The 14,437-nt window shown below is 73.0% G+C and carries 12 protein-coding genes, 1 pseudogene and 1 riboswitch; of the genes and pseudogenes, 9 read left to right on the plus strand and 4 right to left on the minus strand.

Annotated elements, in window-relative coordinates; translation table 11 throughout:
- The 3 genes and pseudogenes from AB0B89_RS28920 to sigK form a co-directional block, all read right to left on the minus strand.
- Nucleotides 1-108: pseudogene (locus AB0B89_RS28920) on the minus strand (S24 family peptidase); the annotation flags it as partial.
- Between the two features lie 72 nt (nucleotides 109-180).
- On the minus strand, nucleotides 181-921 hold the full coding sequence (locus AB0B89_RS28925) for an anti-sigma factor (RefSeq protein ID WP_358559130.1): 741 nt from the start codon (nucleotides 919-921) through the stop codon (nucleotides 181-183).
- The gene (gene sigK, locus AB0B89_RS28930; protein ID WP_358559132.1) at nucleotides 918-1,508 is read right to left on the minus strand and encodes an ECF RNA polymerase sigma factor SigK; all 591 of its coding nucleotides are present in this window, start codon (nucleotides 1,506-1,508) and stop codon (nucleotides 918-920) included. Before sigK ends, AB0B89_RS28925 begins: the two co-directional genes overlap by 4 nt.
- 243 nt (nucleotides 1,509-1,751) lie before the next feature.
- Nucleotides 1,752-1,859, plus strand: a riboswitch (SAM riboswitch).
- A 100-nt stretch (nucleotides 1,860-1,959) separates the two neighbouring features.
- On the opposite strand from sigK, the gene AB0B89_RS28935 reads away from it, so the two are divergent.
- From AB0B89_RS28935 to egtD, 9 genes are all read left to right on the plus strand, one after another.
- Nucleotides 1,960-3,165 (plus strand): LLM class flavin-dependent oxidoreductase, encoded by a 1,206-nt coding sequence (locus tag AB0B89_RS28935; RefSeq protein ID WP_358559134.1) that lies wholly within the window; start codon nucleotides 1,960-1,962, stop codon nucleotides 3,163-3,165.
- A gap of 74 nt (nucleotides 3,166-3,239) precedes the next feature.
- Nucleotides 3,240-4,295, plus strand: a complete 1,056-nt coding sequence (locus tag AB0B89_RS28940; RefSeq protein WP_358559136.1) for an LLM class flavin-dependent oxidoreductase — start codon at nucleotides 3,240-3,242, stop codon at nucleotides 4,293-4,295.
- Between the two features lie 65 nt (nucleotides 4,296-4,360).
- Entirely contained in the window at nucleotides 4,361-5,539 is a 1,179-nt protein-coding gene (locus tag AB0B89_RS28945) for an MsnO8 family LLM class oxidoreductase (protein WP_358559137.1), read from the plus strand.
- A gap of 95 nt (nucleotides 5,540-5,634) precedes the next feature.
- Entirely contained in the window at nucleotides 5,635-6,168 is a 534-nt protein-coding gene (locus AB0B89_RS28950; protein ID WP_358559138.1) for an HAD domain-containing protein, read from the plus strand.
- A 137-nt stretch (nucleotides 6,169-6,305) separates the two neighbouring features.
- Nucleotides 6,306-7,415: a glycerophosphodiester phosphodiesterase gene (locus tag AB0B89_RS28955; RefSeq protein WP_358559140.1), complete on the plus strand. Its 1,110-nt coding sequence runs from the start codon at nucleotides 6,306-6,308 to the stop codon at nucleotides 7,413-7,415.
- Nucleotides 7,416-7,956: 541 nt separating this feature from the next.
- Nucleotides 7,957-9,192, plus strand: coding sequence for an ergothioneine biosynthesis glutamate--cysteine ligase EgtA (gene egtA / locus AB0B89_RS28960; RefSeq protein ID WP_358559142.1), 1,236 nt, complete (start codon nucleotides 7,957-7,959; stop codon nucleotides 9,190-9,192).
- Nucleotides 9,189-10,487, plus strand: coding sequence for an ergothioneine biosynthesis protein EgtB (gene egtB, locus AB0B89_RS28965; RefSeq protein ID WP_358559144.1), 1,299 nt, complete (start codon nucleotides 9,189-9,191; stop codon nucleotides 10,485-10,487). Before egtA ends, egtB begins: the two co-directional genes overlap by 4 nt.
- A gap of 1 nt (nucleotide 10,488) precedes the next feature.
- The gene (gene egtC / locus AB0B89_RS28970; protein ID WP_358559145.1) at nucleotides 10,489-11,211 is read left to right on the plus strand and encodes an ergothioneine biosynthesis protein EgtC; all 723 of its coding nucleotides are present in this window, start codon (nucleotides 10,489-10,491) and stop codon (nucleotides 11,209-11,211) included.
- A 99-nt stretch (nucleotides 11,212-11,310) separates the two neighbouring features.
- On the plus strand, nucleotides 11,311-12,345 hold the full coding sequence (gene egtD / locus AB0B89_RS28975) for an L-histidine N(alpha)-methyltransferase (protein ID WP_358559146.1): 1,035 nt from the start codon (nucleotides 11,311-11,313) through the stop codon (nucleotides 12,343-12,345).
- A 1,700-nt stretch (nucleotides 12,346-14,045) separates the two neighbouring features.
- Here egtD and AB0B89_RS28980 read toward each other — a convergent pair.
- A complete protein-coding gene (locus AB0B89_RS28980; protein ID WP_358559148.1) occupies nucleotides 14,046-14,417 on the minus strand; it encodes a UvrD-helicase domain-containing protein in 372 nt (123 codons plus the stop codon).
- Nucleotides 14,418-14,437: the final 20 nt, after the last annotated feature.

Genomic DNA, 14,437 nt, shown 5'->3' on the forward strand with positions numbered 1-14,437 from the left:
GGCCACCGGCTGCTGGCGCACGACGACCCAGTCGCCGTCGGCGATCGCCGCGTCGATCATGGAGTCACCGGCGACCTGGAGCAGGAACAGCGTGCGGGGCCGCCGGAGATCGGCCGGGCAGCCGAAAAGCCACCGCCGGTGGCTCTCGTCGGTGGCTTCGCGGGTGGGACGGAAGGCCGGTCAGGCCGAGGGCAGGGACATCACCATGAGGGGCGCGCCGGAGGGCTCCCGGGAGCCGGCCGCAGGTTCGATGGTCACGCCGATCTCGGTGGCGTCGCCGAGGTCGCCAAGGATGATCGGAGGGGTACGCCCGGAGGCGTCCGGCCGGGTCAGCCGGTCGGGAAGCGCGCCGCCGGGGCCGATGCGCCAGAGCTGGTAGGTCTCGCTCTCGGGCAGGGCCGCGAGCCCGGTGGAGAAGAACACCACCTTGCCCTGGGAACGGGACATCACGACCGTACCGGTGACGTTCTGACCGGCCTTGCCCGTGACGGTACGGGCGTCCGGCGCGGCCATGACGGCGTAGATGCGCTGAGTGCCCAGCCGCTCGCGCTCCAGCGCGTCCTCGGCTCTATAGGCCACGACGCCCAGCCCGGCGGCGGCGGCCAGGCACGCGGCGGCCAGGCCGATCGCCACGCGCGGCCACCCCACCCGGCGGGACACGGGACGCGGCCCCGGTGCCGTGACGGCCGGGGGAAGCTGCCTGACCAGGCCGATCTCGGCCAGGACGCGCTCGCGGAGCGCGGGCGGAGGCTCCTTGCCCACGGCGACGCCGAGGCGGGCGGCGGTCTCGCGCAACCCCCGCGTCTCCTCGGCACACTCGGCGCACCGGGTCAGATGGTCCTCGAAGCTCAAGCGGTCCCGGGCGTCGTCGATGGCGTACAACGCGTACGCGCCGGCCAGCGTGTGCGGGTCGCGGCTCATCGCTCCACCCCCAGGCAGTCGCGCATGCGGATGAGTCCGTCACGCATCCGGGTCTTCACCGTCGCCAGCGGCACCTTCAGCAGCTCGGCGACCTCTCTATAGGAATATCCACCGTAATAAGCGTACGTAACCGACTCGCGCTGCAACTCGGTCAGACCCTCAAGGCATCGGCGCAGCCGTTCCCATTCGAGCGTGGTCTCGACCGACTCGACGACGACGTCATAGGGGCGCCGCACCTCCAGGCGCGCCACGCGGTCCTCACGGTCGATCGCCGCCTGCGCGGCGCGGACCCGGTCGACGGCGCGGTGGTGGGCGATCGTCATCACCCACGCCACCCCCGACCCCCGGGAGCCCTCGAAGCGCGCGGCGCCGCGCCAGACCTCGACCAGCACCTCCTGGGCCACCTCCTCGGCCTGGGCGGGGTCGCGGAGCACCCGCAGGGCCACGCCGTAGACCGGGGCCGCCACCATGTCATACACCTTCTCGAACGCCGGGCGGTCCCCGCGCGCGACCCGTTCCAGGAGCTTCTCCAACCCTGGCTGGTCATGCCGGCCGTCATCCACCGGCGCGGCCCGTCTCGGCCTCATGCACTCTCCCCACCATCGGCGTGGACGCTGACACATCTACTTCGGACACACCCGGCCCGCGGATTGGACGGAGGCGGTTTCCCTGGTCGGGGCACGCACCGCTGAGCGGGGGGATGCGCCGGAGGCCGAAGGGGGGTTACACATCGTGGCCGGTGAGAACGTTTCCCCGGGCCTTACCGCCGCAGCCTGGAAGTAATCAGGTAGGAATTGCATACTTTACTGCGCGGGGCTATCGTCGATTGAGGTCACGAGACCAGCGAAAAGCCCTGGCTTGCTGGTCGGCAACCCCGCGTCCGCAGGGTGCTCCAGGTGACGACCAGGCGGGGCGGAAGCGTCCCGCAAGCGAACGCCGGCCCCGGCCGGCGGTGATCGGCTGGAGGTGGGGGGTGCGAGCGGTGGCATCGCGGTTCGCCGGAGCCCCGCCGTCACAGCAAGAGGAAGAGGCCCCCGAATGCCGCCCACTCCCCTCCACATCAGCGCGGCCCTCGACGGTGCCGGCTGGCACCCCGCGGCGTGGCGCGACCCGTCCGCCCGCCCGCGAGAGCTCTTCTCCGCCCGCTACTGGACCGATCTCGCCACCGAGGCCGAGAGCGGCCTGCTCGACTTCGTGACGATCGAGGACTCCCTCGGCCCGCAGTCGTCCTCGTACGAGGGCCCCGACGACCGTACCGACCAGGTGCGCGGACGGCTCGACGCCGTGCTCCTCGCGGCCAGGATCGCGCCGGTGACCGGCCGCGTCGGGCTGGTGCCCACGGCCACGACCACCCACACCGAGCCCTTCCACGTCGCGACCGGCATCGCCACCCTGGACCACGTCAGCGGCGGGCGCGCCGGGTGGCGCGCGCAGGTCTCCGGCCGTCACACCGAGGCCGGGCACTTCGGCCGCCGGGAGTTCCCGGTGCTGCGGCCGGCCGACCACGAGGCCCCCGAGCCGGCCGGGCACGTGAGCGACCTGCTGGAGGAGGCCGCGGACGCGGTCGAGGTCGTGCGCCGCCTGTGGGACAGCTGGGAGGACGACGCCGTGATCCGCGACGTCGCCACCGGCCGCTTCGTCGACCGCGACAAGCTGCACTACGTCGACTTCCAGGGCCGGTGGTTCGGCGTCAAGGGCCCGGCGATCACCCCTCGGCCGCCGCAGGGCCAGCCGCTCGTCACCGCCCTCGCGCACGCGAGCCTGGCCTACCGCTTCGCCGCGCGCGGCGCCGACGTCGTCTACGTCACCCCCCACGACAAGGAGCAGGCGCGCGCGATCGTCGCGGAGGTCCGCGAGGCGGAGGCGGCCGTGGGCCGGCCGGGCGAGCCGTTGCTCGTCTTCGCCGACCTGCTGGTCCACCTCGACGCCGACGCACGGACGGCGGCGGACCGCAGGTCCCGGCTCGACGAGCTCGACGGGGCCGAGCACGTCTCGGACGCGGCGGTGTTCACCGGCACCCCCGAGCGGCTCGCGGACCTGCTCCTCGACTGGCGGGAGGCGGGCATCCAGGGCTACCGGCTGCGTCCCGGCGTTCTGCCCTCCGACCTGAGGGCGATCACCCGGGGCCTGGTGCCCGTGCTCCAGGGCCGGGACGCCTTCCGCCGCGCGTACGAGGCGCCGACGCTGCGCGGCCTGCTCGGGCTGCCCCTTCCGGCCAACCGCTACGCCACAACCGCCGTCTGAGCCCCGCCTCTGAAGCCCTCCAACGAGGACACGATCCCGCGGCCGGCCGAGCCGGCCGCCGAAACGGAACCCGCATGAAGTTCCTCGCCATCACACTGATCGTCCACGGGCCCGACCCCATCACCGGTGAGCTGAAGCCGACCACGGCACGGCTGCGCGAGGTGGTCGACAACGCCGTCCTGGCCGAGGAGCTGGGCTTCGACGGCTACGGGGTCGGAGAGCGCCACGAGCGTCCCTTCATCTCCTCCTCACCGCCGGTCGTGCTCAGCCACATCGCCGCCAGAACCTCCGAGATCCGGCTGTTCACCGCCGTCACCACGCTGAGCCTGCTCGACCCCGTGCGGGCCTTCGAGGACTACTCCACCCTCGACCACCTGTCGGGGGGCCGGCTGGAGCTCATCATCGGCAAGGGAAACGGCGCCGCGCAGGCACAGCTGTTCCACGTGACCAGCGAGGACCAGTGGGACCGCAACCGCGAGTCCTACGAGCTGTTCCGCCGCCTCTGGCGCGAGGACAAGGTCACCTGGTCCGGCCGCTTCCGCCCCGAGCTGCGCGAGGCGGAGACCTGGCCGCGCCCGCTCCAGCGGCCGGTCCGCGTGTGGCACGGCAGCGCCACCAGCAGGGAGTCGGTGGACCTCGCGGCCCGGTATGGCGACCCTCTGTTCTCCGCCAACGTCACCAACCCGATCGAGCCCTACGCCGAGCTGATCCGCCACTACCGGGAGCGCTTGGAGTTCTACGGGCACGATCCGGCCGAAGCGCTGGTCGGCGCGGGCACCGCGGGCTACTACGGCGCCAGGACCTCCCAGGAGGCGGTCGAGACCTACCGGCCGATCTTCGACGCGCGGCTGGCCATGTTCCGCAGGCTGGGCCTGGAGCCGGTGTTCCCCACGCTGGAGGACGCCATCGAGCGCAGCTCCATCCTGGTGGGCAGCCCGCAGCAGATCATCGAGAAGGTCCACCGCTACCACGAGAGCTTCGGCCACGAGGTCATGCACCTGAGCGCCGACGCCGACGGCCTGACCGACAAGCAGCACCGGGCCACGCTGGAGCTCTTCCAGAGCGAGATCGCGCCCGTGCTGCGCAGGGACATCCCGAGCAGGCCCTTCCCCCTGCCGGTCACCGCCTGAGCCCCCCTCATCTCACCGCCGCCTCCCAGGCCCCCGAACATCCGGTCCAGCACCGAAAGGCCGACATGTCATCCCATCGGACCCCGCTGTCCATCCTCGACCTCGCCCCCATCGTCTCCGGCGGCACCGCCCGGGACGCCCTGCGGAACACGATCGACCTCGCACGGCGCGCCGAGGAGTTCGGCTACCACCGGTACTGGCTGGCCGAGCACCACTTCACCCCCGGGGTCGCCGGCTCGGCCCCGGCCGTGCTGATCGCGCTGGTGGCGGCGGCGACGAGCCGGATCCGGGTCGGCTCGGGAGCCGTGCAGCTGGGCCACCAGACCGCCGCGGCCGTGGTCGAGCAGTTCGGCACGATCGACGCCCTGTACCCGGGCCGCATCGACCTCGGCCTCGGCCGGTCGGGGCAGCGGCGGGCCGAGGCCCTCAAGGAGCTGAAGGACGGCGCCGGAGCCGAGCCCCGCCACGAGGAGCCACGACCCGCCCGCGACACGCACGGCCTGCTCATCCCGCCGCCGTTCTCGTTCGCGCACCTGCTCACCTCGCCGCGTTTCGCGCTGTGGGCGTCGCTGCTGCAGCAGCCGGGGGCCCAGTCCCCCGATTTCGCCGACCAGGTGGACGACATCCTGGCCCTGCTGTCCGGCACGTACCTGTCCTCCGAGGGACTCGACGCGCACGCCGTGCCAGGGGAGGGCGCGGACGTCGAGGTCTGGATCCTTGGCAGCAGCGGCGGCCAGAGCGCCCAGGTGGCGGCCGAGCGCGGCCTGCCCTTCGCCGCGAACTACCACGTCAGCCCGTCGAGCGTGCTGGAGGCGGTGGACGCCTACCGCGCCGCGTTCAAGCCGTCGGCGAGCCTGGCCGCGCCGTACGTCGTCGTCTCGGCGGACGCGGTCGTCGCCGCCGACGACGCCACCGCGCGCGAGCTGGCCTCGCCGTACGGGCTGTGGGTGCGCAGCATCCGCGCCGGTGAGGGGGCCATCGCCTTCCCCTCACCGCGCGAGGCCGCCGCCCACTCATGGAGTGAGGAGGACCGGCTGCTGGTGGCCGATCGGGTGGACACGCAGTTCGTCGGCGCGCCTGCGACCGTGGTGGAGAAGCTGCGCGTGCTGAGGGACGCGACCGGGGCCGACGAGCTGCTGGTCACCACGATCGCCCACGACCACGCCGACCGCGTGCGCTCCTACGAGCTGCTCGCCGAGGCCTGGGACCGGGTGGAAACGGAGCGCATGGCCCCGCCCGCGTGACCTGGGGGGGCGCGGGCGCTCCCGTCGCGGAGTTGGAAGACTGGGCCATGGTGGCGGCATCATGGCATCCAGCACCGACGACCGAGGAGAGGCACGTGACCAAGCGTCCCCTTGTACTGCTGGACGTGGACGGGGTCCTCAACCCGGCCCGGAGGCACTCGCCGTGGCTGAGGCGTCACGAGTGCGTCCTCGACGGCCAGACGTACAGGATCCTGCTGAACCGCCGGCACGGACGCCTGCTCACCGCGCTCGCCCGCGACGCCGGGGCCGAGCTGACGTGGGCCACCACCTGGGAACAGCACGCCAACGACGTGATCGCGCCGCGCCTCGGCCTGCCGCGCCTTCCGGTCATCACGGTCAACAGCGACCCCGGCAGCCGCGCGGGCGAGCACTTCAAGACCCGGCACGTCGCGGAGTACGTCGCGCGCCGCCCGTTCGTCTGGTTCGACGACAGCCTCGGCACCCCCGACTGGCAGTACCTCAAGGACCATCCCGGCGTCGACGAGTTCCTGCTGGTCGAGGTGGACCCCATGACCGGCCTGACGGACCGCCACCTCGCCCAGGCGCGCGAGTGGCTGGCCGGCAGGGCCGCGCCCGACCTCGACGGCGCCGGCGCCTCCTCCCCGTGACGCACCGGCGGCCGGAGATGCCAGAGATGCCGGAGATGTGGCATACGCACACCTTTGATCGTTAACTGCGCCGCCACTCCGGGTACAGCTCGTGAGACTAGCGTGCCCCGCGAGACCTGAGAGTGGGGTGTGTTTTGATGGGGAACAAGACGCTGGCCGGTACGCTGGCGGTCCTCGTGGGAGGGGTGTTGCTCGCCGCCCTCCAGCCCGCGAGCGCGACGACCAGGGGCGGCCACGACGACCGGGGGCCGGTCATCATCGGGCACCGCGGCGCCAGTGCCATCCGTCCCGAGCACACGCTCCTGTCCTATGAGGCGGCGGCCCGGCTCGGAGCCGACTACATCGAGCCTGACCTGGTGTCGACCAAGGACCACGTCCTCGTCGCCCGGCACGAGAACGAGATCTCGGGGACGACCGACGTCGCGAACCACCCCGAGTTCGCCGACCGCAGGACGACCAAGACCATCGACGGCGTCGCGATCACCGGATGGTTCACCGAGGACTTCACGCTGGCGGAGCTGCGCACGCTGCGGGCCAAGGAGCGCGTCCCCGACCTGCGGCCCGACAACACCGCGTTCGACGGGCTGGCCCAGATCCCGACCTTCGACGAGGTCATCGACCTCGCGCAGAAGTACGGCGTGGGCGTCTACCCCGAGACCAAGCATCCGACCTACTTCGACTCGATCGGGCTGTCGCTGGAGGAGCCGCTCCTCGCGGCCCTCAAGCGCCACGGCTGGGACAGCGTGCGGTCCCCGGTCTTCATCCAGTCCTTCGAGACCAGGAACCTCAAGGAGCTGCGCTCGGCCACCCGCCTGCGGATCATCCAGCTCATCAACGCGAGCGGCGCGCCGTACGACCTGGTGGCGGCCGGCGACCCGCGCACCTACACCGACCTCGTCGCCCCGCAGGGCCTGCGGGAGATCGCCCGCTACGCCGACGGCGTCGGCGTGGCGACCACGCGGATCCTGCCCACCGGCCCCGACGGCCGCACGCAGGCGCCCACGCCCCTGGTACGGGACGCGCACCGGGCGGGCCTTCTGGTCCACACCTGGACGGTCCGGCCGGAGAACTCCCAGCTTCCGGTGGACTACCGGCTCGGCAACCCGGACAGCCCGGTCTACCCGCGTGCCACCGGAGACGTGATGCGCTACCTGGACCGGCTGTACACCCTCAAGGTGGACGGCGTGTTCTCCGACAACCCGGGCATCGCCCGCGCCACGCGCGACCGCCTGCTCTCCGAGGACTGACCCGCCCGGCCCGCTCCGCCGGGAACCTTCACGGTTCCCGGCGGAGCTTTCGCGTTCCCGCGCCCCGGGTGGCGCCGTCCCGGGCACCTCATCGGGCGGGCGCCCCGCCACGCCGGCCCTGCGCATTCTGTTATGTGGGTAGATCGTATTGTTTGAGGCGAACGTCCCCTTTGGGCTTCATGTGGCGTAACGACGGGTACGAGATGCTTAGTCAAACGCCGCAGTGATCGGAACTCGGAGGTCCGCAAGGGGCTCAGCCCATCCCACTGTCCGTTCGATCTCGCCCACGCCGCGTCTCCGGCCGGCGATCACACACCCGCGAGGCGGCCCCTCGCCGGGTGGAACCCTTTCCCGCCACGCCCGCCGCCGGGGCGTCCACCGCACCCCACCTCATGCCGGCTCTCCATGCCCTTCGCGGCCCTTCGCGGCCCTTACGGCCCTGCGCCGCCCTTGCCGCCCTGCCGCCTTTGCGACCCGATCCCCGCGAACGGGAGGTCCCCAGAGCTCTGCCGACCGTACACACCTCAGCGTAGGAGCGTCCATGATCGGTACGGAGTACAGCGACGCGCGAGTCCGCGACCTGGCGGACGTGGAAGGGTTCGCGCAACGGTGCTTTCAGGGCACACCTGGCGACGATATCGGCATCGAGCTGGAATTCCTCGTCTTCGACCGCTCCGATCCCTCGCGGCAGGTCGCGGTCGAGCGGATCGCCGGGGCCCTTCCCCTGCTGCCCGGCGGCAGCGCCGCCACCTTCGAACCCGGAGGCCAGCTTGAGCTGTCCGGCCGGCCGGGAGGCCTGCCGGGAGCCGTCGCCGGCGCCGCGGCCGACGTGCAGGCCGTGCGCGGGGCCCTGCACGAGGAGGGGCTGGTGCTCGCCGGGATGGGCCTGGACCCGGTACGACCGCCGCTGCGCCAGCTCCGTGAGCCGCGCTACGACGCGATGGCCGAGCTGCTCGGCGTGCCGTACGGGCCGATGATGATGTGCCTGACCGCGTCCATCCAGGTCAACGTGGATCTCGGTGCGAGCCCGGCGACCCGGTGGGAGCGCGCCAACCGCCTCGGCCCCGTCCTCACCGCAGCGTTCGCCAACTCCCCGATGGTCGCCTCCCGGCCGTGCGGGTGGATGTCGGGACGTCAGGCCGTATGGCTGCACCTCGACCCCACACGGACCCGCCCGCTCGTGTGGGACGGCGACCCGGCCGCGGCGTGGGCGAGGTACCTGATGGACGCCCGCCTCATGCTGGTCGGCGAGAAGTACGCGCGCCAACACACCCCGCCGAGCCGGGCCACCTTCGGCGACTGGATGAGCTCCCCCGGCCTGGTCGGCCGCAAGCCCACCGCGCGCGACCTGGCCTACCACGCGACCACCGTGTTCCCGCCGGTACGGCCGAGGGGCTGGCTGGAGATCCGCTACCTCGACGCGCTGCACCCGGGCGCGTGGCCCGCCTGCGTGGCCGTGACCTCCGCGCTCCTGCTGGACGACCGCGCCGCCGACACCGCGCTCGCCTCGGCCGAGCCCTTCGCCGACCGCTGGTGGCAGGCGGCCCAGGTGGGTCTCGGCGACGCGCGGCTGCGCCGGGCCGCCGAGGACTGCTTCCGCGCCGCCATCGAGGCACTGCCTCGCCTCGGCGCGGGCCCCGCCCTGATCGCGGACGTGGACGCCTTCGCCGACCGCCACGTGACAACCGGCCGCTCCCCCGCCCTCGACCTGCTGACGCGCGTGCGCGAGCCCGGCCCGCACGGCACCGCCTGGCTCGGTGAGGAGGTCCCGGCATGACCGGCCTCAAGGAGAGGATCGCCGCCGAACTGGAGCGGGGGCGCACCCGGTCGCTCGCCTACACCGACGCCGACGACGAGGTGCTGGTACGCCAGCACTCCACGCTGATGTCACCGCTGGTGTGGGATCTCGCCCACGTCGGCAACTACGAGGAGCTGTGGGTGCTGCGCGAGGTCGGCGGCGCCGCCCCGCTGCGCCCGGAGATCGACACGATCTACGACGCCTTCGCGCACCCGCGCGCGCACCGCCCGGACCTGCCGCTGCTCGCCCCCGCCGAGGCCCGCGCGTACATCGCGGGCGTGCGCGGACGCGTGCTCGACGTACTCGACGCCGTCGACCTGCGCGATCCCGAGCCGCTCCGGTCGGACGGCTTCGTGTTCGGCCTCGTGCTGCAGCACGAGCACCAGCACGACGAGACGATGCTCGCGACCCTTCAGCTGTCGGGAGAGCCGGGCCTGGTGCGGGACGGCGAGCTGCCCCCGGGGCGGACGGGGGGCGGCGAGGTGCTCGTACCGGCCGGCCCGTTCACCGCGGGGACCGGCACGCGGCCCTGGGCCTACGACAACGAGCGACCGGCGCACCGGGTCGACCTGCCCGCCTACTGGATCGACCGCTTCCCGGTGACCAACGGCGCCTACGCCGCGTTCGTCGAGGACGGCGGGTATGAGGACCCGCGCTGGTGGACCCCGGCGGGCCGGCGCTGGCGCGCGGGCAAGGCCGTGTCCGCCCCGCTGTTCTGGGCCCGCGACGGCGGCGCGTGGTGGCGTACGCGCTTCGGGCGGACCGAGCCGGTGCCCCCGGAGGAGCCCGTGCAGCACGTCAGCTGGTACGAGGCGGACGCCTACGCCCGCTGGGCGGGCAGGAGGCTGCCCAGCGAGGCCGAATGGGAGAAGGCCTGCGGATGGGACCCCGCGACCGGCCGGGCGCGCGGCTACCCGTGGGGCGACGCGGACCCGCTGCCCGAGCACGCCAACCTCGGGCACCGGGCTTCCCGGCCCGCCCCGGTGGGAGCCTTCCCGGCCGGGGCGAGCGCGTACGGCGCCGAGCAGATGATCGGCGACGTGTGGGAGTGGACCGGCTCGTGGTTCCTGCCCTACCCGGGCTTCCGCAGCTTCCCCTACCGCGAGTACAGCGAGGTGTTCTTCGGCGAGACCTACCGGGTGCTGCGCGGCGGGTCATGGGCCACGCACCCGACGGCCGTCCGCACCACGTTCCGCAACTGGGACCATCCGGCCCGGCGGCAGATCTTCGCCGGGTTCCGCTGCGCCCGTACGGCGTCCGCGGAGGAGTCCTAAGGTGTGCCGCCACGCGGCATGGCTGGGCGCGCCCCACCCGATCGCGTCGCTGATCCAGGAACCCGGGCACGGCCTGCTCAGGCAGTCCTACGCGCCCCGCCTGCAGCGGTGCGGCGCCGTCAACGCCGACGGCTTCGGCATGGGCTGGTACGACGCTCGGCGCCGGGAACCGGTGCGCTACCGCCGCAGCGTCCCGATCTGGACGGACGCGAACCTGCCCGGTCTCGCGGCCTCGGCCCGCTCGGGGTGCCTGCTGGCGGCCGTGCGCTCCGCGAGCCCGGGGATGCCGATAGAGGAGTCCGCCACCGCGCCCTTCGCCGAGGGCAGGTGGCTGCTCAGCCACAACGGGAGGGTGGCGCGCAAGGCGGTCAGGCCGCTCGCCGACGGCCGCGAACCCGAGAGCACCTGCGACTCGGCCTGGCTGGCGGCGGCGGTGTTCACCCGGCTCGGCACGGGGATCCCGCTGGGCGACGCGGTCGCCGACGTGGTGACCCGCGCCGGCGCGGACGACCCCGGCGCCCGGCTCAACCTGATCGTCACGGGCGGCGACGCCGTGGCCGCCACCGCCTGGAACGAGACCCTGTTCCTGCACCGCGAGGTCCCGCGCGGCGAGGGCGTGCTGCTCGCGAGCGAGCCGCTGGACGGCCGGCCGGGCTGGGAGGCCGTACCGGACCGCCATCTCGTCCTCGCCACCTCGGGCGGCGTGCGGATCCTCCCCCTGTGACCCCCCTCGGACGACCGACCTTCCGACCCTGTAGGAGCCACCGATCCACCGTCACACCAGGAGGCCCGCGTGTCCGTCACACAGATTCCGCTGCCGTTCCTGTACACGGTCAACCACCTCGGCCCCGACCACCTGCGCAGGGCCCTGGCCGAGGACGTCCGTACCGGGCTGACCTCGGCGCCCAAATGGCTGCCGCCCAAGTGGTTCTACGACGCCACGGGAAGCGAGCTGTTCTCGCAGATCACCAGGCTGCCCGAGTACTACCCCACGCGGCGCGAGCTCGCCATCCTGCGGGAGAACGCCGCCGAGATCGCCCGGCTCGCGGGCGCGGAGACGCTGGTCGAGCTCGGCTCGGGCACCAGCGAGAAGACCGTCATCCTCCTTTCGGCGCTCAGCGCGGCAGGGACGCTCAAGACGTACTCGCCGGTCGACGTGGACGCGATCACGCTGGACGCGGCGGCCCACCGGGTCGCCGACGCCTACCCCGGCCTGGCCATCTGGGCGGTCTGCGCCGACTTCGAGCGGCACCTCGCGCGGCTGCCCCGCGTCGGAAGGCGGCTGGTCGCGTTCCTCGGCGGGACCGTCGGCAACCTCGACCACGAGGCGAGGGAGTCCTTCCTCGCCGAACTGCGGGCCACCCTGTCCCCGGGCGACAGCCTCCTGCTCGGGGTCGACCTGGTGAAGGACACCGGACGGCTGGTGGCGGCGTACGACGACGCCGCCGGGGTGACGGCCGCGTTCAACCGCAACGTCCTGACCGTCATGAACCGCGAACTGGGCGCGGACTTCATGCCCCAGGCCTTCGACCACGTCGCCCTCTACGACGGGAAGCTGCACCGGGTCGAGATGCGGCTGCGCGCCAGCCGCCCGATGCGCGTGCGCTTCCGCGAGCTGGACCTGACCGTGTCCTTCAAGGCCGGCGAGGAGATGCGCACCGAGATCAGCGCCAAGTTCTACCGGTACCGCCTGGAGGGCGAGCTGATGCGCAGCGGGTTCACGCTGGGCCGCTGGTACACCGATCCCGCGCGGGACTTCGCCCTGGTCCTGGCGTACATTCCCGAGATCGGGCGGCGCGACGAGGAGCGGCCCCGCCGCACGCGACCGACGCGCGAATCCGTAAATAAACGGCATTAGTGATAAAATACTCTAAAGCCGAAATATTGGTACTTGGCGGGCCGGATCGACCCGCCTGTACCGGGGCTTCCCCGGTCGCGTAGCGGCCACTTTCCGGGCGCGGCGAAAGGTGAGAACCTCGTTCCGCCCCTCGTGAACGGCGTCCGCACGGCACCGGCCCCATGAAGCCCGCTACATGTCCGAGATATATGCTTTGGAGATCAATATGGCTTTTGCCGTTGATATCCCTTCACATGCGTGAACCGCAGCCCTGACGGAGGAGGTTTCCAGGTGTCGGCGCAGGAAAGACGGCTCTCGGCGATCGGAGAGGCCGCGGCAGGGGTCCTCCGCCACACCGACTACCACCTCGTCAGGGCCGAGGACGTCGCCTCGGCCGTGCGGCTCTCGCGTGAGGGCCAGAGCGGGCGCCGCAGCGCCGTGTGGCTCTACAACGAGGTGAAGAGCCGCCGGGTCCTGGTCGCCCTCGCCCTCCACCACGCCTTCGTCGAGTTCGCCGACCGGAACGGCCCGCCCGAGCGGCCAGAGTCCCCCGCCGGTCTCGTCGAGGCGCGCGACCTCGTCACCCAGGCGCTGCTCCTCGTGGCCCGCTTCCACCGGGCGGAGGCGTTCCTCACCCAGCAGGTCCAGCTCGGCATCGGTGACATCGCGACATCGGAGAAACGCCAGTCCGCTCCGCAGGGGCCGCCGAGCTGGCCGGACACCACCATGGGACGGGTCGCCGCCGCGGGCTGGGCGGGCCGCGTCGTCGCCTACGCCGACCACCTCGCCCCGGTGATCTCGACGGCGGCGCACGCCATGTGCCTGCCTCCCCCCGGCTGGGCGCGGGCCTGCGCGGAGAAGCTGTCCGACCTCGCCTTCGACGCGCTGACCGACGATCCGGACGGGCCCGTCGACCGGCAGGCGGCGGCCCTGAGCGCCCACTGGTACGAGAGGCACCTCGTCCCGCTCGCCGGCACCTGGATCAACGACCTCGACGTGGCCGAACGGGCCCGCGACGCCGCGCGGAGGGGCGGCGACGGCACGCGCGCCGAGGCGGACGCCCAGGCCGACGTCCTGCGGTCCCTTCTCGACACCGGGATCCTGCTCGAACGGGCCGCCCGCGAGGCCGAGGAGCTGTCACGACTGCTCCCGGCCCCCGAGTCCGGCACGGAGACCGGCCTGCGCTCCCGCTGTGACGTGCAGAGCCGGCGGGGGCTCGCCCTGCTCAGGTACGGCGACCTGGACGCCGCGCGGGCCGGCTTCACCTCTTCCCTGGAGATCGCCGAGACCGAGGTCAAGATCCACGACCCGGAGGTCGCGGCCTCCTACGCCGCCCGGGCGCGTCACAACCTCGGCGAGGTGCTCGTGGAGGAGGGCAGCCCGGTCGAGGGGGCGCGGCTGATCGAGGAGGCACGCTCGGCGCGCGCGAAGGGCGCGGACGGCGCCACGGGGGTGTCATCGGCCTGGAGGCGCTTCACCCTGACCGCCCAGGCCGCCGCCCGAGCGGCCACCCGTGCCGGGAGGGTGGCGGACGGCCTCACCCAGGCCGAGGCCGTCGTCGCCGACCGGCAGGCGCGCCTCGGCGACCCCGGCGACATCAACGTGGTGGCGGCGCGCGTGTCCCTCGGCGAGGCGTTGCTGGAGGCCGGGCAGCCGATCGAGGCGCGTCACCTGCTCCAGGAGGCCGGGCGGCAGCGCGCCGACCTGCTCCAGCCGACCGCCTACTGGCCGAACCACGACACGGTGCGGTTGGCGCAGGTCGAGCTGGCCCTGCGGGACCCGGGCGCCGTCCTGCGGCTGCTCGAACGAACTCCGGTGCTCGACGACTGGTTCGCCCGGCACGTCTCCTTCCGCCTGTGGGCCGAGGCCCGCACCGCGCACGCGCTCGCGATGGCGCTCGGGGACGACACCGGAACGGCCCTGGGGGCGCTGGAGGAGCTGGCGGCCCTGCTCGCGGGGTCGCCGTCCGACGCCCTGGTCCTCGCGGTGCGGCGCGCTTCGGCGGAGGTCCAGCTGTGGCGCTCGAACTCCAGGATGTTGCGGATCGATGCGCCGCGGAAGGCGTAGATCGACTGGTCGGCGTCGCCCACCACGCACAGCTCGGCCGGATCGA

This window comes from Sphaerisporangium sp. NPDC049002, from assembly GCF_040649355.1.
Classification (GTDB): domain Bacteria; phylum Actinomycetota; class Actinomycetes; order Streptosporangiales; family Streptosporangiaceae; genus Sphaerisporangium.

What these genes read in the sequence shown, in the direction of transcription:
- AB0B89_RS28925 (WP_358559130.1), bottom strand. Translation starts at nt 921, where the DNA reads ATGAGCCGCGACCCGCACACGCTGGCCGGCGCGTACGCGTTGTACGCC.
- sigK (WP_358559132.1), bottom strand. Translation starts at nt 1,508, where the DNA reads ATGAGGCCGAGACGGGCCGCGCCGGTGGATGACGGCCGGCATGACCAG.
- AB0B89_RS28935 (WP_358559134.1), top strand. Translation starts at nt 1,960, where the DNA reads ATGCCGCCCACTCCCCTCCACATCAGCGCGGCCCTCGACGGTGCCGGC.
- AB0B89_RS28940 (WP_358559136.1), top strand. Translation starts at nt 3,240, where the DNA reads ATGAAGTTCCTCGCCATCACACTGATCGTCCACGGGCCCGACCCCATC.
- AB0B89_RS28945 (WP_358559137.1), top strand. Translation starts at nt 4,361, where the DNA reads ATGTCATCCCATCGGACCCCGCTGTCCATCCTCGACCTCGCCCCCATC.
- AB0B89_RS28955 (WP_358559140.1), top strand. Translation starts at nt 6,306, where the DNA reads ATGGGGAACAAGACGCTGGCCGGTACGCTGGCGGTCCTCGTGGGAGGG.
- egtA (WP_358559142.1), top strand. Translation starts at nt 7,957, where the DNA reads ATGATCGGTACGGAGTACAGCGACGCGCGAGTCCGCGACCTGGCGGAC.
- egtB (WP_358559144.1), top strand. Translation starts at nt 9,189, where the DNA reads ATGACCGGCCTCAAGGAGAGGATCGCCGCCGAACTGGAGCGGGGGCGC.